We start from the raw sequence: 24,342 nt of genomic DNA on the forward strand, positions 1-24,342 counted from the left end.
CGGTCCGGACGAGTAATACGCAACCTTCGAACAGTAGGCAATATCATGGCTAATCGCAAATCCATCGGGCTGACGGCCGTTACGCAACCGACCGTCGATCTGAAACCGTTGGCCGCCGGGATTAAATGGGTGCTGGCCGGCAGCATGATGCTGGGCGCCCCGCTGAGCAGAGCCGAATTGCCGGTGCCCGATCCGGCCCGAGGCTGGGTTGCGTCCGGCCGGGCGGACCAGGCCTTGGTCGACCAGGGGCAGACGCTGCAAATCGACCAGCACACCGATAAGTTGATTCTGAACTGGAAAAGCTTCGACGTCGGCAAGGACAATACCGTCAAATTCGTGCAGCCCGGCAGCAGCTCGATTGCCTTGAACCGCATTTACGATCAAAACCCCAGCAGCATCCTGGGCAAAGTCGTCGCTAACGGCCAAGTCTATTTGTTCAATCAAAACGGTTTTCTATTCGGCAAGGACGCGGTGGTCAACACCAATAGCTTGGTTGCAACCGCCTTGAATATCAGCGATGACGTGTTTCAACGCGGGATCACCCGCGTGTTCGACGAAGACGGCCGGGCCGCGCTGGCGATAGAAGCGGGCAGCGGCTTCAACGCCGCAACCAGCAAGATATTGATCGATGCCGGCGCCAAGATCCATGTGGATGCCGGCGGCCGTATCATCTTGGCGGCGCCGACTATCGAGAACAACGGTTCGTTGGCGGCGGACGCCAACGGCCAGATCATCATGGCGGCCAGCGAAGACAAGGTGTATTTGCAGGCGGCGGATAGCGCTAGTCCGTTTTCCGGGTTGTTGGTAGAGGTCGATACCGGCGGCAAGGTGGAAAACGTCGGCTCGGTATTGGCCAAAGAAGGCAACATCACCCTGGCCGGCTATGCGGTCAACCAATCCGGTAGGCTGACCGCCACCACGTCGGTGGACGTGAACGGCTCGATACGCCTGCTGGCGCGCGAACAGCATACCGCTATCGGCGATAAATTATCGGCCGCTTCCACCGTGCGCGGCGAAAAAGACGTTTCCACAGTCACTTTTAAAAAAGACAGCGTCACCGAAGTGCAAGCCGATCAGGACGGCGGCAGCGCGGTGGACGAGCAGGAACAGCACAAGTCCTACATCGAGGTTAACGGCCACGACGTGGCCATGATGTCCGGCTCCACCATACAAGGGCCTTCCGCGCAGGTAGAGATCGAGGCCAGCGATTCGGTAGTGGCGCCGGCCGCCGGCAACAGCGGCCGGTTTTGGATGGAAAACGGCGCCACGATAGACGTATCCGGCAGCACGCAAGCGACCGTGGCGATGGAGCGCAACATCGGGGAAATCTCGGTGCAAAGCTACGACCTGCGCGACGCGCCGTTGCAAAAAGATGGCCCACTGAAAGGCGAAACCGTCAAGGTCGATTTACGCAAACAGACCGAAATCGTCGACACCAGCGGCGCCCGGGACAGGATAAAGCGAGGAATAGAGGAGCGTTTGGCCGAGGGCGGTGAGGTCAACATCACCGCGGCCGGCGACGCCGTCATCAACAAAGGCGCCAAAATCGATATTGCCGGCGGTTCGGTACGTTATTTGGCCGGCACCCTCTCGACCACCAAGTTGATGGACCAAGCCGGGCGTATCGTCGACATTAGCGACGCCGACCCGAACGAAACCTACGTCAAAGTGTTCGATACGGTCAAGAGCGTGAACGGCGACAAGGTCGAAAAAAACCCCTTGCCGGGTAATGCGATTTATCAGGCCGGCTACAAGGAAGGCAAAGACGCCGGCAGCGTCAATATTACCTCCCGGCATTTGGCCTGGAACGGTACGTTGGCGGCCGGGGCGCAAGCCGGGGTATTCCAGCGCGCGGCCGGCGCTCAACCGGACGGCGGCCGATTTAGCTTCGATTCGAGCATAGACGCCAATGTCGCGCAAAACGTCAGTTTTCGCGCCGGCAACAGCAACGAAGACATAGCACTCGGACAGGATTTTCCGTTAGACGACCTCGGCCGGTCGCAGACGACGGTCCTATCCAGCCGGATGCTGAGTCAGTCGGGCGTCGAACACGTCGAGGTCAAAACCTACGGTAACGTCGATGTCGCCGAAAGCGCCAATATCAAGTTGGCCGCCGGCGGCGATTTTAAGGTAGAGGCGCCGAGCATAGACGTGCAGGGACAAGTGCAAGTGGCCGGCGGCACTATCGCCTTAAGCAATATAGGCAGCGGCGGCGTGCTGATAGGCCCGCGAGGCCGTTTGAATGTGTCCGGCCGTTGGGTCAACGACTATTCGGCCGGTCTCGGCGCCGATCCGCTCGGCGTGTTGGCCGTCAACGGCGGCAGCGTGATCATAAGCTCGCTAGGCGATTTAACCGTGCAGGCCGGCGCGCAAATCCGCGCCGACGGCGGCGCCTGGCTCAGTCAAACCGGCACGGTGACGGCAGGCGACGGCGGCAGTATCGCCTTGATCGCCGGCAATTCGAGCCGTCCCGGCCGCTTGAGTCTGGACGGAAGCGTATCCGCCGCGGCGATGGGCAAGGCCGGCAGCCTGACTTTAAGTAGCGACGCCATCGTGGTCGGCAATGGCGACGGCACGGGCGACGAAGCGATGCGCTTAAAGGTGACCGGCGCGGGGCGTTTCGCATTCGATCCCAAGGGCGGCTTCGGCAGCGTTGAATTAATCGGTAACGTCGGCGGAGTCTCGATAGAAGAGGGTACGGTGTTGAATTTGAAAACCGCCAACCTGGTATTGCGCGACGGCTTTTTGCAAAAACCCAGCGATAGCGACATTCGCGGTTTCAGCGATTTGGTGATGCTGCCGGAGCATTTGCGCGCCGCCACGCATTTGTCGCTGAGCGGTTTGCTGGATGTCGTACTAGGTACCGGCAGCTCGATCAGCGTCGATAAGCGCGGCAGCGTGGAGCTGGTGACCAATCGGGGCGGCATTTACATAGACGGCACGATCAACGCACCGGGCGGCTCGATTCGGGCAGCGATAGAAAGCATCGCGCTGGACCCCTACGTCGCCAGCCAGTCGGTGTGGCTGGGCGAGCATGCGCAGATATTGGCCCAAGGCACGGTGATACGCGACCCGGTCGATGCCTTCGGCAAGCAAAACGGCGAGGTGCTCGACGGTGGCGAGGTCAGCTTCGACGTGCAGCGCGGCGGCTTGGTGTTCGAGCAGGGCTCTTTGATTGACGTATCGGGTACCCATTCGGTGTTGGATGTGCCGGTGCAAGGCAAGCCGGCGACGGTCACCAAACCGACCGAGGTGTTCGGCGATGCCGGCAGCGTGGATATTAGCGTGGCCGAAGCGGCGATATTCGACGGTAAAATCGTCGGACTGGTCAGCTCCGACGGTGCGCGCGGCGGCCGTTTCAGTTTCACCTTCGACCGGGATAGACGGTTGCCGGACCCGTTTGCGCAGATTCCGTTTCCGGACGGCCCCTTGTTGTTATTGGTCCGCGACGAACAACAAGGCGACTACCGGGACGAATTCGGTTTCGGCGACGACATTCCGGAGTCGCGCATCGGCCAAGCGCTGCTATCGGCGCAAATGCTGGAACAAGGCGGTTTCAGCGACATTCGGTTGCAGTCGCCGGATAGCATCGTGTTCCAAGGGAGGGTGGATTTAACGGCCGCCGCGCGCATCGATTTGAACGCACCGGTCATTGCCGGCGAAGCGCTGAACGGCGTCGACGCCGATATTTCCCTAGCAGCGGCCTTGGTGCGCTTGGGTTCCTCGTTGACCGACCATGCGGCGACGGCGCCGCAATGGGGGAGCGGCGCGTTTTCGGCGCAAGCGCAATGGCTGGAATTGCAGGGTGCGGCCGTGTTCGACGGATTCGGTAGCGTTAAATTGAGCAGCGCTTACGACATGCGGACGGTGGGCAATTTGAACATCACGGACCGCGGTTATTTCGGGGAACTGCGCACCGCCGCCGATTTGACCCTGACCGCCAGTCAGATCTATCCGACGACCTTAAGCCAGTACCTGATCCGTATCGAAAACAACCCCCAGGGTAAGTTGACTATCGTCGGCAGCGGCAACAGCTCGGTGACGCCGTTGTCGGCGGCCGGCAAATTGACCTTGCAGGCGGCCAACATCGTCCAGGGCGGTACCCTAAGGGCGCCGCTGGGCAGTTTGCAACTGCAAGCCGGCGAATCGCTGGTTCTAGCCGACGGCAGTTTGACTTCGGTGTCGGCGGCCGGCGCGGTGATTCCTTTTGGGGTGACCCAGGCCGAGCTGGATTGGTTGTATGTCCTGGATAGCGTGCGCAATCTGGTATTCGATACGCCGCCGGAAAAATCCTTGCTGTTGCAAGCGCCGGACGTGGAATTGGCGGCGGGCAGCACGGTGGATTTGAGCGGCGGCGGCGACCTATACGCTTACGAATTTTTGACCGGGGCCGGCGGAACTTACGATTATCTGGATCCTAACAGTGCCGGCTACAGCGGCGGTTTTGCCATCCTGCCGAGTTTGGGTTCGGAGTTGGCACCGTTCGATCACTACGAAAATACCACGGTCGGCTGGGATTACGCGATAGGCAGCAAAGTGTATTTAAGCGGTTCCAACGGCCTGCCGGCCGGTGAATACGTGATTCTGCCCGCGCATTACGCCTTGTTGCCCGGCGCGTTTTTGGTGACGCCGCAAGCCGGCAGCCTGGACCAAACGCAAAACATAGCTACCGTGTCGGGTTTGTCGGTAGTCACGGGTTATTTTACCGATGCGGGTACCAATGCGCGCGACGCACGGTGGAGCGGTTTCTTGCTGGAAACCGGCGAGCAGCTGCGCTTGCATTCGGAGTACGCCGAATCCGGCGCGAACGATTTTTACGCCGACAAAGCCGCGAAGAACGAAACCGCCGTGCCGTTGCTGCCGCAGGATAGCGGACAAATCGCATTGCTGGCCGGTACCCGGCTGGTATTGCAAAGCGAGTTTCTGGCGGAGGCGTTTAACGGCGGGCGCGGTGCCCGGATGGACATAGCCTCCGGCGCCATCCGCGTCGTCAATGCCTTGAGCGAAACGCCGGAGCAAGGCGTGCTGGAGGTGTCCGCCGAGCAATTGAATGCGCTCAAAGTCGATAGCTTGTTGCTGGGCGGTGCCCGACAACGCGATAAAGCCAGCGGCGCCACCAACGTCGAGGTCTTTGCCCGGCAAGTGGTGTTTGCCGCCGGCGCGCAGTTGGCGGTCAAGGATTTGAGCGCGGCGGCCAGCGATACGCTGGCGGTGGAAAGCGGAGCCGTGCTCAGCGCGCAGGGTGAAGTCAATACCGGCGACAGCGTGTTGAACGTGGTCGGCGACGGCGCATTGCTGCGGGTTTCCGGCGACGAGCAAGTCGTGCTGCAACGCCAAGACGCGCCCGGAGCCGGCGGCCGATTGAGCATACAGGAAGGGGCGAGCCTGACGGCGTCCGGCTCCATGCTGTTGGACGCCAGCCAATCCACCTTGCTGCAGGGCGATATTGCCATGCAGCACGGCTCGTTGAATTTGAGCGCCAACAGCATGAATCTGGGCGAAGTGGACGATTTGGACGCTAACGCACTGAATTTGTCCAACCGCAAATTGTTGGACCTGCAAGTCGACGAATTGGTGTTGTCGGTACGTAACGGCCTCAACCTGTACGGCAACGTGCAATGGGTCGATAGCGCCGGTCAAGCGGTATTGGATGAGAACGGTCAGGCGCAGCCGATCAGTTTCGGCCGCTTGGTGATAGATAGTCCCATCATCAACGGCTACGGCGCCGACGGCGATCTGGCAGGCATACAAGCCGACAGCTTGCGCTTGCAAAACAGTTTTACCACCACCTCGGCCGGCGCCGGCGGCAGCGGCAATTTGCGCTTAAGTGCCGATACGGTGGAGATAGGCGACGGCAAAGTCGGTTTGCAAGGTTTTGCCGAGGTGGCTATCGCTGCGCATAAACAGCTGCGCGCCGACGGCGACGGCGGCCTAAACGTCGCCGCCGACTTGACGCTAACCACGCCGGCCATCACCGCCGCCAACGGCGCGCAGTTAGACGTCGATGCCAGCGGTCATGCCTTGAACATACAGACCGCCGCCGCGGAGACAGTGGCCGATGCCAGCGGCTTCGGTGCCCGCATTGGCTTGACGGCGGACAGTATCGCGTTCAATACCCGGTTATCGCTGCCGACCGGGGAGCTTCGTCTCGATGCCTTGCAAGGCGACATTAGCTTGGGCGATAACGCGCAAATCGATTTGGCCGGCCGCAGTTATGCGATAGCCGATAGCAAAGGCTATACCGGCGGCGGCAATTTATACGCCACAGCGCAACACGGCGGGATCGGCATCGCGGAGCAAGCCACGCTGAATCTGAACGGCGGTGGCGGCAGCGCCAAAGGCGGACAATTGCATCTGAGCGCGGTGGAAAGCAGCGTGCGGATAGACGGGCAAATTCAAAACCAACAAGGCCGGGCGTTTGTCGATGTCGGCCAATTCGCCGCCGGCGGTTTCGACGGTTTGGTCAATACGCTGGCGGAAGCCGGGGTAACCGACACGGTTTACCTGCGCAGCCGGAATGACGACCTGGTGCAAGGGGCCGGTTCCACGCTAAAGGCCGCCAACATTACCTTGATCTCGGACAACGGTAGCATCGATTCGGCCGGTACGCTGAACGCCGACGGCACCGAGACGGGCGGGGCTATCCGGCTGTATGCCGGCGACCTCATTCGCTTGAACGGCGCAACCCTCAGCGCGACCGGTATCAAAGGCGGCAGCGTGTTGTTGTCGGCCACCGACAGCGACGGCGACGGCAATAGCGGCATCGTGTTGGCGGCCGGGGCCACGATAGACGTCGGAAACGGCACGGCTACGGCTACCGGCACCACTAAATTGCAAGGCGGCGAAGTCACCTTGCGCACCTTGCGCGACGGCAACGGCGTGCTGTTGACCGATAACGGCGCCACGGTCAAAGGCTACGCGGAAAAAGCCGCGGTTTACGATGCCGACGGCCAATTGACCGAGTACGGTTACCGGCAATTTTTCATCGAAGCGGTCAAGCGCTATCAGGACGACAACGGCTTTTTAACCGCGGACGATTACGCGGCGATTCAAGCCGATACCGCCGCTTATATGAGCGCCGCCAACATGCAAGCGGTGACCGATACCTTCGGCGCCCGCTTGCTGGCCGGGGTGGAAGTGGTTTACGCCGGCGACTTGATGGTGGTCGACAAATGGGATTTGGCGGACTGGCGTTACAGCGAGCGCGACGACTGGGTGGCGATGCCGGGTAGTTTAACGCTACGCGCTGCCGGCGATGTAAGCGTTTACGCCTCGCTTTCCGATGGTTTCAAAGACGGGGTTCTGCCTTCGCCGTTCGGCGACATTCCGTTTACCGATATGTTGCAAGGCGGCGAGTCCTGGAACCTGCGGGTGGTGGCCGGCGCCGATTTGGCCAGTGCTGATTGGCAGGCTAGCGGGAACGCCGGCGATCTATTGATAGGTCCCAACGTTGCCATACGTACCGGCAGCGGCGACATCGCCTTGAGCGCCGGCGGCGACGTGGTATTCAGCGATCAGACCTCGGTAGTTTATAACGCCGGGCGCATCAGCGAAACCAATCCCTACGGCAGTATGGATCTGCTGATGGCAATTGGCGCGTTGCCTTATTTGTATTACCCGGTAGACGGCGGCGACTTGACGATTAGCGCCGGCGGCAATATTCAAGGCGCGCAGAGCAGCCAGTTCATTGATGCCTGGATGGGACGGCAAGGCAGCAGCGATAGACTGGAAGATGCTTATTTGGCTTCAGTTGCGGCGGATCTGGCATCGCTAAAAGACGATGCCGCCGGTCTGCAAGCCTATATCGATAGCTTGCCGGATAATTTGCAGAAGCATATCTACGACGGATACAAGCTGGATAGTCTGGCCTATAGCGCTGCAACGACTTGGGGTTTGAGTCTCGGCAACGGAGTATTTCAACAAAACGTAGGCTCGTTCGGCGGCGGCTCGGTCCAAATTTCAGCCGGGGGCGACATCAACGACTTATCGGTAATGATGCCGACTACCGGTAAACAAACCGGCGATCCGGCCTACGACCCCAACAACCCGAGCACCTTGGGTTTTATTACCAACCAGGTCGAGGTCAACGGCGGTGGTACGCTGCAGGTGACCGCCGGAAACGACATTGCCGGCGGCTTGTATTATCTGGGCGCTGGTAGCGGCAATTTGCAAGCCGGCGGATCGATTGTTGGCGGGGGGCAATATTCCAACGGAGCACAACTATTGTTGGGTGATACCCAAATGACCCTGCAAGCTAACCGCGAGGTGGTGTTGGCTGGTGTTTCCGATCCGATGATCATGCAGCCAGAAGCGCAGGGGTCAACCAACTTCTTTAGTTACAGTGACGGTAGTTCGCTTTCGGTGTTCTCGTTGGGAGGTGACGTACACTTAGGCGGGAATATCCAAGCTATTGAAGCTGACCTAAATACTACTCAAAAGAATTTGGCGGTAGTGTATCCAGCCAGTCTGGATGTAAGGGCGCTATCGGGTAGCGTGGTGCTGGACGACGCTATTGCTTTATTCCCTTCGCCCGATGCGCAATTGGTTGTTTTTGCCGATCAAGATATTAAATCGGATGGATTAATTCAACTGGGTATGTCCGATGCCGATCGTGCATTGTTGCCGGACGCGCTGACGCCGATTGCTGCCGGATCCGAGTTACAAAGCGTAGAGGCGCGATTGCAGCCGTTCGGTTTAAATACTTTGGTTCATGCTGCTGTTCCCGTGCATAGCGGTGACGAAACGCCGGTTTACTTGGTTGCACAAAATGGCAGCATCGAAAACGTGCAATTCAGTTTGGCCAAGAAGGCTGTGATACGTACCGGCAGGGATTTCAAGGACGTGATTTTGCAAATTCAGCACGCCAATGCCGACGACGTATCGATCTTGGCGGTCGGACGGGATTTGAAATTTACCAGCAGCCGCGACCTGAACGGGGCCCTGAACGGCAACAACTCCAAAATCAATGTCTCCGGGCCGGGCGATTTATTTATCCAAACCGGTCGGCATTTCGATTTAGGCGCAGCCAAAGGCCTGTACAGCGACGGCGATTTGATCAACACCGGCTTGGCTGACTCCGGCGCCTCAATCACCGTGATGGTGGGGCTGAACGGCGGCCAACCGGATTACGCGAAGATTGTGAGCCGCACGGTCGGCTTGGCGTCCTACGGCGACGAGCTGGCGCCGGCCAAAACCCGCATAGTCGAATACATGAACGCGCTGGTGGCTAACAATCCCGAGGCCAAACAGGCGGTAGTCGCCTATTTGCGCGACAAGTTAGCCGGCGAATTGCATGCCGACACTTACGCATTGAGCGACGAGCAAGTGCTTAAATTGTTCGACGAGCGCGGCGATTTGAAAGTGGCGGCTTTTCAGGCTTTGCCGTCCGTTTACACGTTGGAATTGCAATTGGCGCTCAACGCTTTGCCGGACTATGCGGCGGCGGTGGCGGCGCATACCAAGGCGGGCGAGCAGACACTGGTGGACGATGCCGGCCTGCAAACGGCGCGGAATTTGATCGTCAACTTCGTGCGCAACAGCAGCGGCGATGCCGACATGAGCGAAGGCGAAGCATTGCAGCAATTCGCCGCGCTGCCGGCAGACGAATACGCCGGTTTGCAGCCCTTGCTGAACGACCTGTTGCTGCCGGGCGTGTTGGCGGTGATCAAAGAAGCCGGTACCCAAGGGGCGATTTCCCGCCAGTTGGCCGATTACCAGCCGGGTTACCAAGCGATTCAGTCCTTATTCCCGGCGGCCGACTGGAACGGCGATTTGAGCATGGTGTTCAGCACCATCCAGACCTTGGACGACGGCAACATCAACTTGTTCGTGCCGGGCGGCAGCGTTAACGTCGGCCTGGCCGCCGCCGTAGAGGCTAAAAAGGATTCCGAGCTCGGCATCATCGCCCAGGGCAAAGGCGATGTGAATCTGGTCATCGCCGGTTTCCGCCCCGAGCTGCGCGGCCTCAGCTATCAGTCCGACGGTAAAAAGCCGGATGCCGCCAAAGGCAGTTTGTTCGTTAACCAGTCGCGCATCTTTACCTTGGGTGACGGCAATATTCTGGCCTGGAGTTCGGACGGCGACATCGACGCCGGTCGCGGCGCCAAGTCGGCCTTGGACGTTCCCAGCGCCATTATCACCTATGACGAAAACGGCGACGTGCAGATCCAGTTTCCGCCTTCCGTGTCCGGTAGCGGCATTCGGCCCAGCGGCCGCGGTAAACCGTTCTTGTTCGCCCCGGTCGGCAAGATCGATGCCGGCGAAGCCGGTATCGGCTGTGCGGCGGGTTGCGTGCTCGGTTCCGCGACCTTGGCCAATGCCAGCAACATCGACGTGGGCAAGGGCGGCGGCATTGGCGTGCCCAACCAGAATGCCGCAGCGCCGGCGTTGCCGGCCGGGGTAAGCAATTTGAACGCCGCGGTCGGGCAGATGGCGGAAAGTTCCGCGACCAAGGCCGGCGGCGGCTCGGCCGACAGCAGCAATCAAGCGGCCTTAGGCCTGTTGAGCGTCGAGGTGCTGGGTTTCGGAGAACCGGGCGGAGAGTCCGCCGGCGGCGCTGCGGGAAATTCGGGTTCCAACAAACCGAAAGGGGCGCTTTAATTGAATTATTAGTATTTACTAATGTTTGTTAAAATCAGTTAAAACGTCATAAAAATGTCAAATTGTGCTGACATAATTCACAAAGTTGAAATTTTTAGAGTGACGGCATGAAAACATTGGTAACCCTGGTTTTTATTCTGGCGACGCTGCCGAGTTTGGCGCAAGCTTGGTGGAACGAGGATTGGGCATATAGGAAGAAAATCAGCTTGGATGCACAGCAATTGCAGCAAACCGGCATCAAGATAGCCAATGAGGGCTTGGTGCTGGTCAGATTGCATACCGGCAACTTCGCCTATTTCGCCGATGTGGCGGAAGCGGGTAAAGACTTGCGGTTTATCGCTAACGACGACAAAACCCCGTTGAAATACGCAATCGAAAAATTCGATGCACTCAACGAAATGGCCTTGATTTGGGTGCGTCTGCCTAAAGACTTGGCGAGCAGCGCCGAGCCGGCGTTTTGGATGTATTACAAAAATCCCAAGGCGGTGGACGCTCAGGATGCTCCCGGCATTTTCGACGTGGCTCAGTTGGTCGCTTATCACTTCGACGGCAGCGCGGTTAAGGATGCTACCGCTTACGGCAATCAACCGTCGTCGGCAACTAATAGTACGGTCGATAACGGCGTGGCCGGCAGCGCCGCCGGGTTCGACGGCAATCAAGACATACGCATCGCCGCCAGTCCCTCGATCCAAATGATGCTGGATTTCGGTTGGACGGTATCGGCATGGGTCAAAATCGAGCAAGCGCAAACCGACGGGGTGATGTTCGAGCGCGACGGGCTGGTGTTGTCCGTCAGAGGGCAAACCCCGGTGTTGAATTTGAACCGCAAGGAAATCGTCAGTCCGTTCGACTTGAATCTGGCGACCTGGCATTTTTTGGCGATTACCGGCACTAACGACGGTTTTACCTTGTTTGTAGACGGCAAGCCGGCCGGCACGCTGCCGGATGCGGTTTCGGCCTTGCAGGGCGACATTGTCATCGGTAGCGCCTTGGACGGCAGCCGCGGCTGGGTGGGCGCCATCGACGAATTCGGCATAGCCAAAGCCGCCCGCGAGCAAAACGCCTTGCAATTTGCCGCCGCGTTGCAGGGGCAATCCGCAGAGCTGTTGATCTATGGCGAAGACAGTTCGCCGGACGCGGAGCAGGGCGGCAGCGAGTCGCGCATTATGGCGACCTTGGGCGACGTGACGCTGGACGGTTGGGTCATTATCGGCATGTTGGCCGTCATGCTGTTGGTCAGCTGGCTAGTGATGATTACCAAAGCCTTGGTGCTGAACAAAAATTCCAGGGAAAACAAACGGTTCGAGGATGCGTTCCTGCAGTTGCAAGCCACGGACATCGGCGATTTGAACCGTAGCGCCACGGAAGACGATGCCGACATCGAAGCCTCCCCGTTGTTGTCGCTGATGGGCAGTCACGGCCGGTTTGCCGGCTCGTCCATCTACAACCTGTACCACGTCGGGGTGGAAGAGTTGAACAAGCGCTTGTTGAAAGCGGCCGGCGCCGACGTAGCCGAACAGTCGCTGTCCGATAAGGCCATCACCTCTATCCGCGCCGCCATGGAATCGGTGTTGGTGCGGGAAATTCAAAAACTCAACAGTCAAATGGTGTTGTTGACCATTGCGATTAGCGGTGGCCCGTTTCTGGGCTTGCTGGGTACGGTGTTGGGGGTGATGATCACTTTCGGCGACATTGCCGCCAGCGGCGAAGTCAACGTCAACGCGATAGCCCCGGGGATTGCCGCCGCGCTGGCGACCACGGTCGCGGGGTTGCTGGTCGCGATTCCGGCCTTGTTCGGCTACAACTGGCTGGCTAGCCAAATCAAGTTGATTACCGCCGACATGTACATTTTCGTCGACGAGTTTTCCGCCAAGTTGTCCGAACGATACAGCTAAGGGGAATGCCGGCGATGCGTTACCAAGAAGAATTGGATAACTACGACGAGATCAACGTCACTTCGATGTTGGATTTGGCCTATGTGCTGCTGATTGTGTTCATCATCATGACCACGGCGGCGGTACAGGGTATCCAGGTCAATTTACCCAAGGCCAGCGACGCGCCCAGTCTGTCCAAGCCGCAAACCAAGGCGATCACGGTGACGGCGGACGGCACGATTTATCTGGATACCTTTCCGGTCACCATGGAGCAACTGGAAGCGACATTGATGCAATACAAGGCCGCCAATCCGGAGTTTCCGGTGGTCGTGAAGGGCGAAGCCAGCGTCGAATATCAATACGTGGTCGATATCTTGGCCTTGTTGGGGCGCTTGGAAATCACCCAAGTCGGCTTGGTCACGCAAAAACTGGTCAAGTAAGGCGATGAGTTCCGGCACACATTTTCGGGTGTATCTGCCCAGGATCATTATTGCCGGTTTGGTGTTGGCGTTTATCCTGGCCGTCGTTTTAGTCGTTAGACATTTTCTCGAGCAGCAGCCGGAAAAGGCCGAGCGCAAGATTCAGCCGATTACCTTGTTGAAACCGCCGCCGCCTCCACCGCCGCCGCCTAAAGTGGAAAAGCCGCCCGAGCCGGAGGTCAAAGAAAAAATCGAGGAGCCGGAACCCGAGCAGGAACCGGAGCCGGAGACGCCGCCGGACGAAGCACCTGCCCGCGATTTGGGCCTGGATGCCGATGCCAGCGCCGGCTCGGACGGCTTCGGGCTGGTGGCGCGCAAAGGCGGAACCGGGCTGTTCGGCGGCGGCAATCCTTATGCCTGGTACGGCAACATGCTCAAAACCCAAATCGTCAACTTGTTAAGCGGTAAAGACGAACTGCGCCGCAAAGGCTATAGCGCGGTCGTGAAACTGTGGCTGAGACAGGACGGCTCGGTGGAGCGGGTGGAATTAAGTCGGGGCAGCAATGACGCGGACATCGACGATCTGTTGCAACGCCAGTTGGCCAAACTGGACAAGGTCGCCGAGTCGCCGCCGCCGGGCATGCCGCAGCCGGTCAGGCTAAAAATTTCTTCACGTATTTAACTTTCATCGAGTAACACAATGGCGAATCAATCACGGCTGCTGGCACTGGCGGTCTGGGGGCTAATCGGCACCGCGCAAGCAGGCGAAAAAGAAGAACTTTTGAAATTGCGCAATACCACCGCTAATTTGATCCAGCAATTGGTCAAACAAGGCGTGCTGACCGAACAAATGGCGCAACAGATGATCAAGCAGGCCGAGTCCGACGCCGAACAGCAAGTCGCCGCCGCCGGCAGCAAGGCCGCCGCTAAGGAAGTGGTGCCGGAGGATGAAGTGAGGGTGGCTTACGTGCCCGATTTCGTGAAAGATCAAATTCGCCAGCAGGTGCGCGCCGAACTGCGCGAGGATGTGGTCGGCGACGTGATGGCCAAAGCCAAGAACGAACAATGGGGTATCCCCAATGCGCTACCGGAATGGGTGCGGCGTTTCAAACTTTCCGGCGACTTGCGCTTGCGCTCTCAGCACGAATATTTGGCGCAGGACAATATCGATAATGCCTTGAATCCGACTTATCTGGATCCGATGGCGGTCAACGACGCCGGCGGCGTGAGCGCGGCAGGACTGGATGCCTATTTGAACACGCGGGAAGACAGGCAACGCTTTCGCGAGCGTCTGCGCTTGGCGATCGATGCCGACATCACCGAGGGTTTAAAGGCAGGCGTGCGGCTGGCGACCGGCAATCAACGCGATGCGATTTCGACCAATCAGAGTTTGGGCAACACCGGGCAGCGTTACGCATTCGATCTGGATCGCGCCTATTTGCAATACGACAGGACGGACGAGCATAAATTTAAATGGTTAACCCTGAGCGGCGGCCGGATCAAAAACCCTTGGTATACCGGTGGCGGCGAATTTACCGGCGCCAGCGAGCTGGTTTGGGACGTGGACTTGTCGTTCGAAGGCTTTGCCGGTACTTATCGCTACAACTTGCAGGAGGACGGCCTGGTTTCGGCCAGCGATCCTTCTCGCTCGCTGTATTTAACCGCCGGGGCCTTTCCGTTGCAAGAGAGCGCCCGCAGCAGCGACAAATGGTTGTTCGGCGGTCAGGCCGGGGTGGATTGGGGATTCGAAAATCAAGACCAATTAAAAGTCGGGCTGGCCTATTACGATTATGTCAATGTACAAGCCAAACCCAATACGACTTCCGTCGGCACGTGCGATTTGAATAACGTGGCCAACAATGCGTCGCGTCCGGAATATATGCAAAGCGGCAACAGCTTGGCCACCATCTGCCGGGAAGGCAGCAAAACCAGCCCGCAAGCCACGCCGGGCATGGTGGGCTTGGCCTCCGATTTCAATATCGTCAACATCAATGCCTCTTATGAGCTGGCGCTGTTTTCCCCCTACCATCTGCGCTTTAGCGGCGATTACGCTAAAAACGTGGGCTATAAGGCCGGCGAGGTGGCTAGCCTTTTCGGCGCGCCGCGCGACGAGCAAACCTCCGCCTGGCAAGCCAGGGTCGATTTCGGCTGGAGTCGCCACACGGTGCCCGGAAACTGGAACGTGTTTGCCGCATACAAATACGTGCAGCGCGACGCGGTGCTGGACGCCTTCACCGATTCCGATTTCCATTTGGGCGGCACCAACGTCAAAGGCTGGTTTATCGGCGGCAACTATGCCTTGTTGAAAAACGTCTGGTTGACCGGCCGCTGGTTGAGTGCCGATGTGATCAGCGGTCCGCAGTACGGATTGGACGTGCTGCAGCTGGATCTGAATACCCAGTTTTGAGTATGAGCATGAAAGCGATCATTGCGTGTATGTTATTAGGCGGTGCGGGCTTAGCGCCCGGTTTGGCTCAGGCTGTGCCGCGCGAGGCCGGTCATCAGGATGCGGTCGTGTCGAAATTGCAAAGCATGGTGAAAAAACTGACTGCCGAGCGCGACGCGGCGCTTGCCGCAGCGGATAGCTTGGACGCCCGGCTCCAGCAAACCGATAGGGAGTTGGCCGAGCTTAAAAAGTCGAAAACCGGGTTAGGCGTGGAATTGGATGCGCAACGCGGTGCGGCAAGCGAGTATCGTAATCGCTGGCAATCCAGCGAAGGCCGCTACAAATCTTTGGCGGACGATTACGAAAAGCTTTCCAAAACCAAATCCGCAAGGGAACAGGAGTTGGCGGAATTCATGGCGAAACAGCAAGAAACCGCGCATCGTTTGGACGAATGCGGCCAGCATAACGTCAAGCTTTACCAAGCGGCTGAAGAGTTGTTGCAGCGCTATCAAAACAAAGGCACTTTCAGCGGTTTGTTGCAGGACGAACCGCTGCTGCAATTTCAGCAAGTCGACATGGAGAATATCCGGCAGGAATACGAGGACCGCTTGCGTGAAGGGCGCTTGTCGCAGCAATCCCAGGCTGAGCCTTAAGCGCGGCGGGCTACGGCGGACAAGCCGCCTGTTAACTATTCGGCCATGTTCGTTCTGAAAAACTATCAGCATAAGCAACGGCACGGCGCATTGAAGCCGTTTTACTCAAACCAATAACAAAGCCCCTGCCACCTTGAGGCGGCAGGGGCTGTTGTGCCTTAGCATTAGCTGGGTTGAGCTTATGCGTAAGTCGGCTGGAACGCTTGCTCCGGATCGGCGACCGGGGCGTTGTTGATGCTGTCCCAGTAAGGCGACAGTTTACGCAAGGCGGCGACGATGTCAGGCATGACTTTCAACACTTCGTCGACTTCGCGCATGCTGTTGTAACGCGAAAACGAGAAGCGGATAGTGCCGTGCGCGGCGGTGTACGGAATGTCCATGGCCCGCATCACGTGCGACGGTTCCAAGGAACCCGAAGTACAGGCGGAGCCGCTGGAAGCCGCGATGCCGGCTTTATTCAGCAGCATCAAAATCGCTTCGCCTTCGATGTATTCGAAGGCAATGTCGGTGGTGTTAGGCAAGCGGTTGTGGATGTCGCCGGTAATGAAACAATTGGGGATTTGTTCGACGATGCCGCGCTCCAGGCGGTCGCGCATGGCTTTCACCTGGTTGTTCTCGAATTCCATGTGCTGCATGGCTAGTTCGCAGGCCTTGCCCAAGCCGACGATGGACGCGGTGTTTTCGGTACCGGCCCGGCGGCCGCGCTCTTGGTGGCCGCCGCGCAACAACGGCCGATAACGGGTACCGCGGCGCAAATACAACACGCCTATGCCTTTAGGGGCGTGCAATTTGTGGCCCGACAAGCTGAGCATGTCGATTTTGGTGTCTTGCAGCATCATTGGAATCTTGCCGACCGCTTGTACCGCGTCGGTATGAAACATCACGCCGGCTGCGTGCGCCATTTCCGCCATTTGTTCGACCGGGAAAATGGTGCCGGTTTCGTTGTTGGCCCACATCACCGAGACGATAGCCACTTGATCGGACAGCAGATTTTGGTAGGTTTCCAGGTTCAAGCGGCCTTGTTTGTCCACCGGCATGCGGTGAATGATGTAGCCTTCTTTTTCCAAATGCTCGACCAAATTCAAAATCGCCGGATGCTCGACCGCAGTGGTAATGATTTCTTTGCGGTTGGGTTGGGCTTTGATGGCGGACAGAATGGCGGTCGAGTCGGACTCGGTGCCGCATGAGGTAAAAATGATTTCCGAATCGTGCTCGGCGCCTAGCAATTCCTGTACTTGCGAACGGGCTTTCTTGATCGCCTTGGCCACGCCGTCGGCAAACCGGTGGATCGAGGACGGGTTGCCGAACTGCTCGGTGAAAAACGGTATCATCGTGTCGACGACCGCCATGTCCACCTTGGTCGTGGCGTTGTTGTCCAGATATATATCAGCCATGGCTAGCCCCCTCGATATTCACCAACTGCGGCATTTGCGAAGCCGGCACGACTTTGATGAATTCACCCAGGATTTCCATCAAGCGTTGTTGGATGCCGCCTATGGTCATGGACGACATGCCGCAACCGTTGCAAGCGCCTTTCATGTTGACGTAAGCGGTATTGCCGACGACTTCCACCAGTTCGACGTCGCCGCCGTCCGCACGAAGCGACGGACGCATTTCGTCCAACACTTCTTCGATTTTCTTGATGCGTTGCACGCTGGTTAACGGACCGGTCACCGCAGTCAATTTAGGTTTAGGGGCGGGCGCTGCGGTTGGATCGAATGATTCGCCTTGTTCTTTCAACACTTTTTCCAAAATGGCTTCGATGTCTTCGTGGCAGGAAGCGCAGCCGCCGCCGGCTTTGGTGAAGTTGGTCACGTCTTCGACGGTCCGCAGTTTGTTGGCCCAGACCATTTCTTCGATCATCACCGCGTCGATGGCGAAGCATTTGCAGACCAGCGCACCTTCTTCGTGATCGTCTTTCCATTCTTCGCCGCGGTAGTTGGCGACGGCGGCTTGCAGGGCTTCGCGGCCCATGACCGAGCAGTGCATTTTTTCCGGCGGCAGGCCGTCCAGTTCGGCGGCTATGTCTTGGTTGGTGACTTTCAGCGCTTCGTCCAGGGTCAGGCCTTTGATGATTTCGGTCAATACCGAAGAAGACGCAATGGCGGAACCGCAACCGAAGGTTTGGAAGCCGGCGTCTTCGATGACTTCGGTGTCTTCGTTAACGCGTAAAGTCAAGCGCAGGGCGTCGCCGCAGCTGATGGAACCGACTTCGCCGATCGCGTTGGCATCCGCGACCGCACCGGCGTTTTTAGGGTTGAAAAAATGGTCTTTAACTTTGTCCGAATAATCCCACATGATAATTTCCTCCGCGTCTTAGGAACAGGTTTTAGGGGTGCCGCCGTTTTCGCCGGTAGAGAACGACGAGCCGCAGGCGCAGCTTTTTACTGCATTAGGATTGACGAATTTAAAACCCGATCCTTCCAGGCTATCGACGAAATCGATCGACATGCCGTCCAGTTTGGGCATGCTCAACGGATCTACGAATACTTTGACGTCGCCGCAATCGATTATGGTGTCGTCTTGGCTATGCGTTTCCTCTAATTTCAAGCCGTACGACAATCCGGAGCATCCGCCGTCGGTAACTTCTATACGTAAGCCGCCGGTAGGCTTGTCTGAATTTGAAATAAAACGGCCCACGGCTTTTACGGCGCTTTCGGTTAATGTAATCATCTTTCTCATCTCCTGAAACGGGTTGGCATTGATCTTGTAACGTTAGAAGCAACCAGCATGCCATACGCCGCCTAAAGGCTTAACTGTCTGAAATCGCTGGCGGCGGCGGGGCTGGTCCGGCAATGGGGGTGGGTCCGACACGCACAAACGAATTGTTTTTGTCGGATTTGCTACAAACTAACTGACAGGAGAATTGAATGAATATAGAAGACCTGGATTTAGGCGACGTGGTTTACGCGGCGCACAGCATTATCAACGACGGCAGCATGCCGGGTAGCGAGGAAGGTGAAGTGCTGGCCGAGCAAGGATGCCGGGGCGTGATTGTGATGAAAGGCTACGTGGAGGAAGACCCCAGTCGTAGCGTATTCTTGGTGCGCTTCGAAGACGGGGAAATGAATCTTGGTAATCCGATAGGTTGCTGGAGCGACGATTTGATGGTGATGGACGCCTGAAACGATTCGCAGCGGCTTGTAGGTCGGTTTGGTGGATTTGTGCTGCATTTCATACATATTGTAGGGTTATTGGGCAAGGCATGAATTGATTATATTTTAGGAATCAATGACATGAGATTTATTTGAATAGGCATCTTAATTGCTTGTCGTTTGCTGCCGGTTTCCCGGTTTTGATTATTTGCCGAGGTGTGAGATGTTCGAAGTTCTGATGTTTACCTTATTAATGTTGCTGTTGGCTGTTTGCGCGTTTTCGCCGTTGGGTTTTTCTTTGCTGTCGGTCTGTAAAGCGGCCGGTAAAGAATCTATAGTCGGCAAAACCGCGTTGTGTGCCGAAACGAAATCGGTTTCGATACCCGAGGATTCAATTTTGCGGCGGCATTTTTTGAGCCAATTGCAATCCGAAGTGGAGTCGGCGCTGTTTCCCCGCCCGACTGATTCGGTATTGCAGCGGCATTACGATACCTTGGTTGCCAACGAGCTGAAAAGCCGGCTGGTCACGGTTGCGGAATAATTAACCTGTCCTTTGTCATCCGGTTTGACTAGTATTCAGCTAGCGAGCCGGATCTCTTAAAATTCGACTCGGCCAAGTCGAGTAAACTTTCGCGGTCATCAGCCTGTACGTGCGTATCCGATTTAGCGTTCGGGCTTGCCGAACCGGGAAATTTTGCAGCCGTTTGCTTGTGCTGTTTGCGACAATGGCGCCGTATTACCCTTACCTCTCGTCGATGCAGTGAATTGAAGTGCGAATTTCCAGACCCGCTATTATTGATTTTGAAGCTTCCGGTTTAGGTTTCGATAGTTTTCCGATCGAAGTGGGGGTGGTACTAAGTACCGGGGATCGTTACTGTGCGCTGATCAGGCCGGAGCCGGTCTGGCAGTATTGGGACGATGCGGCTGAAAGCTTGCACGGGTTGACGCGGGCCGATTTGATTGAACACGGCAAGCCCGTAAGGCAAGTGGCTCAGGAATTGAACGCCTTTTTGGCGAATAGAGTGGTGTATTGCGACGGCTGGGTGGTCGATAAAGCTTGGTTGTCCAAGCTGTATTTTTACGCCGGCATGGAGCCGGATTTCAGCTTGAGTGCCTTGGAAATGATTTTGCGGGAAGCGCAAATGGATATTTGGAACGATGTTAATCGGCAAGTTTTGGCGGAATTGTCGTTGCCGCGGCATCGGGCCAGTACCGATGCCCTGATTATTCAAGAAACTTTTTTCCGCACTTTCGAGTTGACCAAGGAAGAAAGGACGCCCGTAGGTTGACGGTCTTCCGATCTAAAACATTGGCCTATCGTTCGAATCGCTTCGCCGATCTCGGTGCCGTGCTATGCTGTGGAGCTGCTTCCTAGCTTTTATTTCGGAATTACCACGCGTCGCCGATGAGCAAATATTTTTATCCGCTATTAATCGCCCAATTTTTGTCGGCATTTGCCGATAACGCCATTTTGTTTACCGTCATCGCGATGGTGATACAAAGCGATACGCCCCCGGCTTGGTACGTGCCGGCGCTGCAAAGCGTGTTTCTGGTCGCGTTCGTGTTGCTAGGGCCTTGGGTCGGTGCATGTGCCGATAGTCATCCGAAGGCCAAGGTGTTGATTGTCGCTAATTTGATCAAGGCTACCGGCGCAGGTTTGCTGTTGTTAGGTGTTGAACCCTTGCTGGCTTATTGCGTAGTCGGTGTAGGGGCCGCTTTGTATAGCCCGGCCAAATACGGGATTCTCCCGGAGCTCGCCGGTCATCGCGATTTGGTCAAAGCCAACAGTTGGATCGAAGGCTCGACTATCTTAGCTATCCTGACCGGTATGGTGGTAGGTGCCAAAGCCGCGGATCAATCGATTGGCATGGCTTTGACCGGCACGATGGTCTTGTTTTTAGTATCGGCGGCGACAACCTGCTTGTTACCTGCAACCGTCAGGAAAACGCTGCCGGTTGGTTCCAAGATCGTATTGTTTTACCGGGAAATTTGTCAGTTTTTGGCGTCTCCGCGTTCGCGTTTTGCGGTTTTGGGGGCGTCACTATTTTGGGCGACCGCGGCGTGCGTCAGGGTCATTATCGTTGCCTGGGCACCCTTGGTGTTGATGACCCATAACGCCAGCGATATAGCCGATCTGACATTGTTTTTAGCCTTGGGCATAATCGTCGGCTCCGCTTTGGTGCCAAGGTTGATCCCGCTGGAACATTTACGCCGGGTCAGAATACCGGCTTATTTGATGGCGTTGTTGATAGTCGGCTTGAGTTTTACCGGCTCCATATGGTCTGCTCGCATAGTATTGTTATTGATGGGTACCGCGGGCGGTATGTTTGTGGTGCCTATCAATGCTGCGTTGCAGGAAATCGGTTACCAAAGCATAGGCAGCGGAGGTGCAGTGGCGATGCAGAATTTTTTTCAAAATGTCGCGATGTTGTTGTCGGTTGGCGGTTATACGTTAGCCGCTACGTTCAACGTTGGGCCTACGGCTGCCTTATTCGGATTAGGCGCGTTGTTGTTTTTGATGACGTTTGGGGTGGTTATGCGTTTGCCGGCAGAGAGGGTAAACGCCAACCGCGAATGAAGTTTTGGACTAATAGGGTCACGGTAGCTGCGGTGTCTTCCGCGCCTACTCGTCCCAGGCTACCGTTTAGTGCCAGAATACAGGCGCCGTGCACGCCGCTCCATAGCGCTCTGGCGGTGAGGCGAATATGTTTGGTCGAGCCGTTGGGCTCGAGTTGCTTAAGCAAATCTTCCACTAGCGTAAACATTGCGGTTATTTTTGCTTGATACCAATCCGGACTGGTTTGATCGTCGATTTTGTCGAAAATCATCTGCCAACGGTTGAAATGTTGATGGGCGAAATCAACGTAAGCCGTAGCCAGCGTCAAAATGCGTTGCTCGGCGTTGTCGCCGGCATAGCCCGCTTGCTGCAAGGTTGTCGCCAATTCGTCCAGCGTGCGGCCTTTGACATGCATGGTCAGATCGTGCATGTTTTCGAATACCATATAAATGCTGCCGACCGTGTAGCCGATTTCCAATGCAATCTTGCGTACCGTCAGCGCGTGATAACCTTCCTCAACGATGATGGTTTCGGCGGCTTGGAGCACCATTTCCTTGATTTGTTCTTGGGTGTGTTCGCTTCTTCTAGCCATAACCGCACTGCGCTAAGTGAGAAATGCCATTACCATACACGACCTTTGGATTAGAAGCGATAGCTATCATGCACAATGAAATGCTTGCGGTAGTGGATGAGTTTGATAGAGAGATAGGGCGGCGTAGCAGAGCGGACGTCCATCGTTTGGGGTTAAAACACCGGGCTGTGCATGTTTTGGTGTTTAACGATAAAGACCAGTTGTTGTTGCAAAAGAGGTCGTATAGCAAGGATTTGAATAAAGGACTGTGGGATAGCTCGGCTGCCGGTCACGTCGATGCCGGCGAGGATTACGACAGCAGTGCGCCTAGGGAGTTATGGGAAGAGCTGGGTATATCGGCACCGTTAACAACCCTGTTTAAGCTTGAGGCGCTACCGAGTTTAGGCATGGAGTTTATTCGTGTCTATCGTTGCGTGCACCCCGGACCGTTTACTGTCTCCGGCGACGAGATCGACGAAATCCGCTGGTATGGTTTAGCTGAAATCGATTGCCGAGTAGATAAAGACGATCCGCTAATGACCGTGACGTTTAAGACAATTTGGCGGCATTATCGTGTCGTCACGGCTAAACCGGACGGGCCCTGACAGCCCGTCCGTATCCGGAATTACTCTATGGTCATGCGCTGGCCGACTTGTTTTTGTTTTTTTAATAAATTCAAGGTCAATACCCCGTTTTCATAACGCGCTTTACTGGCGGCTTGGTCGATATCCGCGGGTAATTGGAAGCTGCGGGATATTTCGCCGAAGTAGCGTTCGCTACGCAATACTTTATCGTCCTTTGTTTGACTGTCTACTTGGCTGACTTGGGCGCGTATATTGACTACGTTGTTTTCGATGTTTACGTGGATATTATCTTTGCCGGCGCCGGGAATCTCGGCCTCGACGATGTATTCACCCGGGTTTTCCTTAATGTCTACCTTGATTTGGGCCGGTAATGGGTCGCCATGTAAGGGCTTTATAAAGTATCCGGGATTCACATCGCGAAATAATTCGTCGAATAAGCCGCGACTGGCAAATGGACTTAAGCTATTCATATCGATTCTCCTATGCGTTGTGTAAAACAATTACCGAATGCAAGGAAATTATGGGGGCTAACGCTACAAATTCAAGGGCGTACTTGTAGCGATATTGGCAGGGACTAATGGCGGAGCGGACGGGGCTCGAACCCGCGACCCCCGGCGTGACAGGCCGGTATTCTGACCAACTGAACTACCGCTCCGCTGTTTAGCTGGGTCATTATACAGGAGTACTCAGTTGCGTCAATTTATACAGAGTGTTCGGGAGATGAAATTCGGCGTTGCATAGACTCAATCGTCGTCTTGACGAGACGGTTGTTCGGGGATCGGAAGAATTGGAATACCGTATGACGCTACGATTTTTTGAATTTCCGTTAAATTCTGCTCGATCAAGGTATTGAGCTGTTGTTTTCTATCGTTGTCCCCCTGTCTTACCCCCATGGCGATAGAAAACTCGAATTTGATGCCGGGTGCGGATGTCATCGGTAACGCAATATAGCTGTCTTTAGGGCTTTGCGCCTGTACATAGCCGGCCATAGGGCCCCAGAGAATGACCATGTCGATAATTCCCTTGCGCAAATCTTGCTCGATTTGCATGGCGACGTTGTGTTCACTATCGCCTGTCATGCTTTGATAGGGCACGCCTTGATCGAGTAAGCCGTTTTGTTGCAACCACTCTGTACCGGGGCCGCGATCGAACATGGCGATTTTTAAAGATTCCTGGCGTTGCAAGGGTAAATTGGCCAATTGCGAGGGAGCGGAAATGTCGTCCCAGCCACGGCCTTTAGCGATTAGCAATACATAGGTGGAATGGAAATACGGTTTGGTCGTTTCGGTTAAATCGTAACCGGCGGGAACCCCCATGACCACGTCGCATTTATAACCGCCGTCGTCGGTTTCCGCTTTCAGCGTATTTCGAATGAAGCCGATTCTTTCCGGCAGCCAGGTATATTCGATTTCCTGGCCCAGTTGCCTGGCAAACAACGCGGCTATTTTGTTTTCGTAGCCGGTGAGTTCTTTGGTCGAATAAGGCGGGTGCAACGGATCGGCGCAGACCCGAAATTTTTCACCGGCTTGCACCTTCGGAATTAACGCCGTTGCGCAAAGTAAACAAGCTATTGCAGCTCTTGAGTATTGAGTCATCGCGATTTC

At 56.4% G+C, this 24,342-nt stretch carries 17 protein-coding genes and 1 tRNA gene; 11 read left to right on the top strand and 7 right to left on the bottom strand.

The annotated features are described in order from the left end of the window. Positions 1–45: 45 nt before the first annotated feature. The 6 genes from AB0A83_RS07320 (at position 46) to AB0A83_RS07345 (ending at position 15,931) form a co-directional block, all read left to right on the top strand. The gene (locus AB0A83_RS07320; protein ID WP_367155891.1) at positions 46–10,599 is read left to right on the top strand and encodes a filamentous haemagglutinin family protein; all 10,554 of its coding nucleotides are present in this window, start codon (positions 46–48) and stop codon (positions 10,597–10,599) included. A gap of 107 nt (positions 10,600–10,706) precedes the next feature. Beyond that, positions 10,707–12,494 carry a DUF2341 domain-containing protein gene (locus AB0A83_RS07325; RefSeq protein ID WP_367155892.1) on the top strand — a complete coding sequence of 596 codons (1,788 nt, stop codon included), beginning with the start codon at positions 10,707–10,709 and terminating at the stop codon, positions 12,492–12,494. A gap of 14 nt (positions 12,495–12,508) precedes the next feature. After that, a complete protein-coding gene (locus AB0A83_RS07330) occupies positions 12,509–12,913 on the top strand; it encodes a biopolymer transporter ExbD (RefSeq protein ID WP_150047641.1) in 405 nt (134 codons plus the stop codon). Positions 12,914–12,917: 4 nt separating this feature from the next. After that, positions 12,918–13,574 carry a TonB C-terminal domain-containing protein gene (locus AB0A83_RS07335; protein WP_150047642.1) on the top strand — a complete coding sequence of 219 codons (657 nt, stop codon included), beginning with the start codon at positions 12,918–12,920 and terminating at the stop codon, positions 13,572–13,574. Between the two features lie 18 nt (positions 13,575–13,592). Continuing rightward, positions 13,593–15,299 carry a putative porin gene (locus AB0A83_RS07340; protein ID WP_150047643.1) on the top strand — a complete coding sequence of 569 codons (1,707 nt, stop codon included), beginning with the start codon at positions 13,593–13,595 and terminating at the stop codon, positions 15,297–15,299. Between the two features lie 8 nt (positions 15,300–15,307). After that, entirely contained in the window at positions 15,308–15,931 is a 624-nt protein-coding gene (locus tag AB0A83_RS07345) for a hypothetical protein (protein WP_150047644.1), read from the top strand. 179 nt (positions 15,932–16,110) lie between these two features. Here AB0A83_RS07345 and nifS read toward each other — a convergent pair whose 3' ends face one another. Genes nifS through AB0A83_RS07360 form a run of 3 tightly spaced genes read right to left on the bottom strand, consistent with a single transcriptional unit; the run spans position 16,111 to position 18,604 of the window. Further along, a complete protein-coding gene (gene nifS, locus AB0A83_RS07350; protein WP_150047645.1) occupies positions 16,111–17,325 on the bottom strand; it encodes a cysteine desulfurase NifS in 1,215 nt (404 codons plus the stop codon). After that, positions 17,318–18,229 carry a Fe-S cluster assembly protein NifU gene (gene nifU, locus AB0A83_RS07355; RefSeq protein ID WP_150047646.1) on the bottom strand — a complete coding sequence of 304 codons (912 nt, stop codon included), beginning with the start codon at positions 18,227–18,229 and terminating at the stop codon, positions 17,318–17,320. The genes nifS and nifU overlap by 8 nt, the downstream gene beginning before the upstream one ends. A gap of 18 nt (positions 18,230–18,247) precedes the next feature. Next, the gene (locus tag AB0A83_RS07360; RefSeq protein WP_150047647.1) at positions 18,248–18,604 is read right to left on the bottom strand and encodes an iron-sulfur cluster assembly accessory protein; all 357 of its coding nucleotides are present in this window, start codon (positions 18,602–18,604) and stop codon (positions 18,248–18,250) included. 197 nt (positions 18,605–18,801) lie between these two features. Here AB0A83_RS07360 and AB0A83_RS07365 point away from each other — a divergent pair, with 197 nt between their 5' ends. The 4 genes from AB0A83_RS07365 (at position 18,802) to lplT (ending at position 21,604) form a co-directional block, all read left to right on the top strand. Next, complete coding sequence (locus AB0A83_RS07365) at positions 18,802–19,056, top strand: nitrogen fixation protein NifZ (RefSeq protein ID WP_150047648.1); 255 nt, start codon at positions 18,802–18,804, stop codon at positions 19,054–19,056. Positions 19,057–19,249: 193 nt separating this feature from the next. After that, the gene (locus tag AB0A83_RS07370) at positions 19,250–19,567 is read left to right on the top strand and encodes a hypothetical protein (protein ID WP_150047649.1); all 318 of its coding nucleotides are present in this window, start codon (positions 19,250–19,252) and stop codon (positions 19,565–19,567) included. A gap of 229 nt (positions 19,568–19,796) precedes the next feature. Beyond that, positions 19,797–20,315, top strand: a complete 519-nt coding sequence (locus AB0A83_RS07375) for a hypothetical protein (protein WP_150047650.1) — start codon at positions 19,797–19,799, stop codon at positions 20,313–20,315. Positions 20,316–20,431: 116 nt separating this feature from the next. Continuing rightward, a complete protein-coding gene (gene lplT, locus AB0A83_RS07380; RefSeq protein ID WP_367155893.1) occupies positions 20,432–21,604 on the top strand; it encodes a lysophospholipid transporter LplT in 1,173 nt (390 codons plus the stop codon). Here lplT and AB0A83_RS07385 read toward each other — a convergent pair. After that, on the bottom strand, positions 21,561–22,175 hold the full coding sequence (locus AB0A83_RS07385; RefSeq protein ID WP_150047652.1) for a TetR/AcrR family transcriptional regulator: 615 nt from the start codon (positions 22,173–22,175) through the stop codon (positions 21,561–21,563). The genes lplT and AB0A83_RS07385 overlap by 44 nt on opposite strands. 68 nt (positions 22,176–22,243) lie before the next feature. On the opposite strand from AB0A83_RS07385, the gene AB0A83_RS07390 reads away from it, so the two are divergent. Continuing rightward, the gene (locus AB0A83_RS07390) at positions 22,244–22,759 is read left to right on the top strand and encodes an NUDIX domain-containing protein (RefSeq protein WP_150047653.1); all 516 of its coding nucleotides are present in this window, start codon (positions 22,244–22,246) and stop codon (positions 22,757–22,759) included. Between the two features lie 20 nt (positions 22,760–22,779). On the opposite strand, the gene AB0A83_RS07395 is transcribed toward AB0A83_RS07390, so the two are convergent. The 3 genes from AB0A83_RS07395 to AB0A83_RS07405 form a co-directional block, all read right to left on the bottom strand. Beyond that, positions 22,780–23,208 (bottom strand): Hsp20/alpha crystallin family protein, encoded by a 429-nt coding sequence (locus AB0A83_RS07395; RefSeq protein ID WP_150047654.1) that lies wholly within the window; start codon positions 23,206–23,208, stop codon positions 22,780–22,782. A gap of 108 nt (positions 23,209–23,316) precedes the next feature. Continuing rightward, positions 23,317–23,393: transfer RNA gene (locus AB0A83_RS07400), tRNA-Asp, on the bottom strand. 88 nt (positions 23,394–23,481) lie between these two features. After that, the gene (locus tag AB0A83_RS07405; RefSeq protein ID WP_367155894.1) at positions 23,482–24,333 is read right to left on the bottom strand and encodes a quinoprotein dehydrogenase-associated putative ABC transporter substrate-binding protein; all 852 of its coding nucleotides are present in this window, start codon (positions 24,331–24,333) and stop codon (positions 23,482–23,484) included. Positions 24,334–24,342: the final 9 nt, after the last annotated feature.

It is taken from the genome of Methylomonas sp. HYX-M1 (assembly GCF_040741385.1).
Lineage (GTDB): Bacteria > Pseudomonadota > Gammaproteobacteria > Methylococcales > Methylomonadaceae > Methylomonas > Methylomonas rhizoryzae.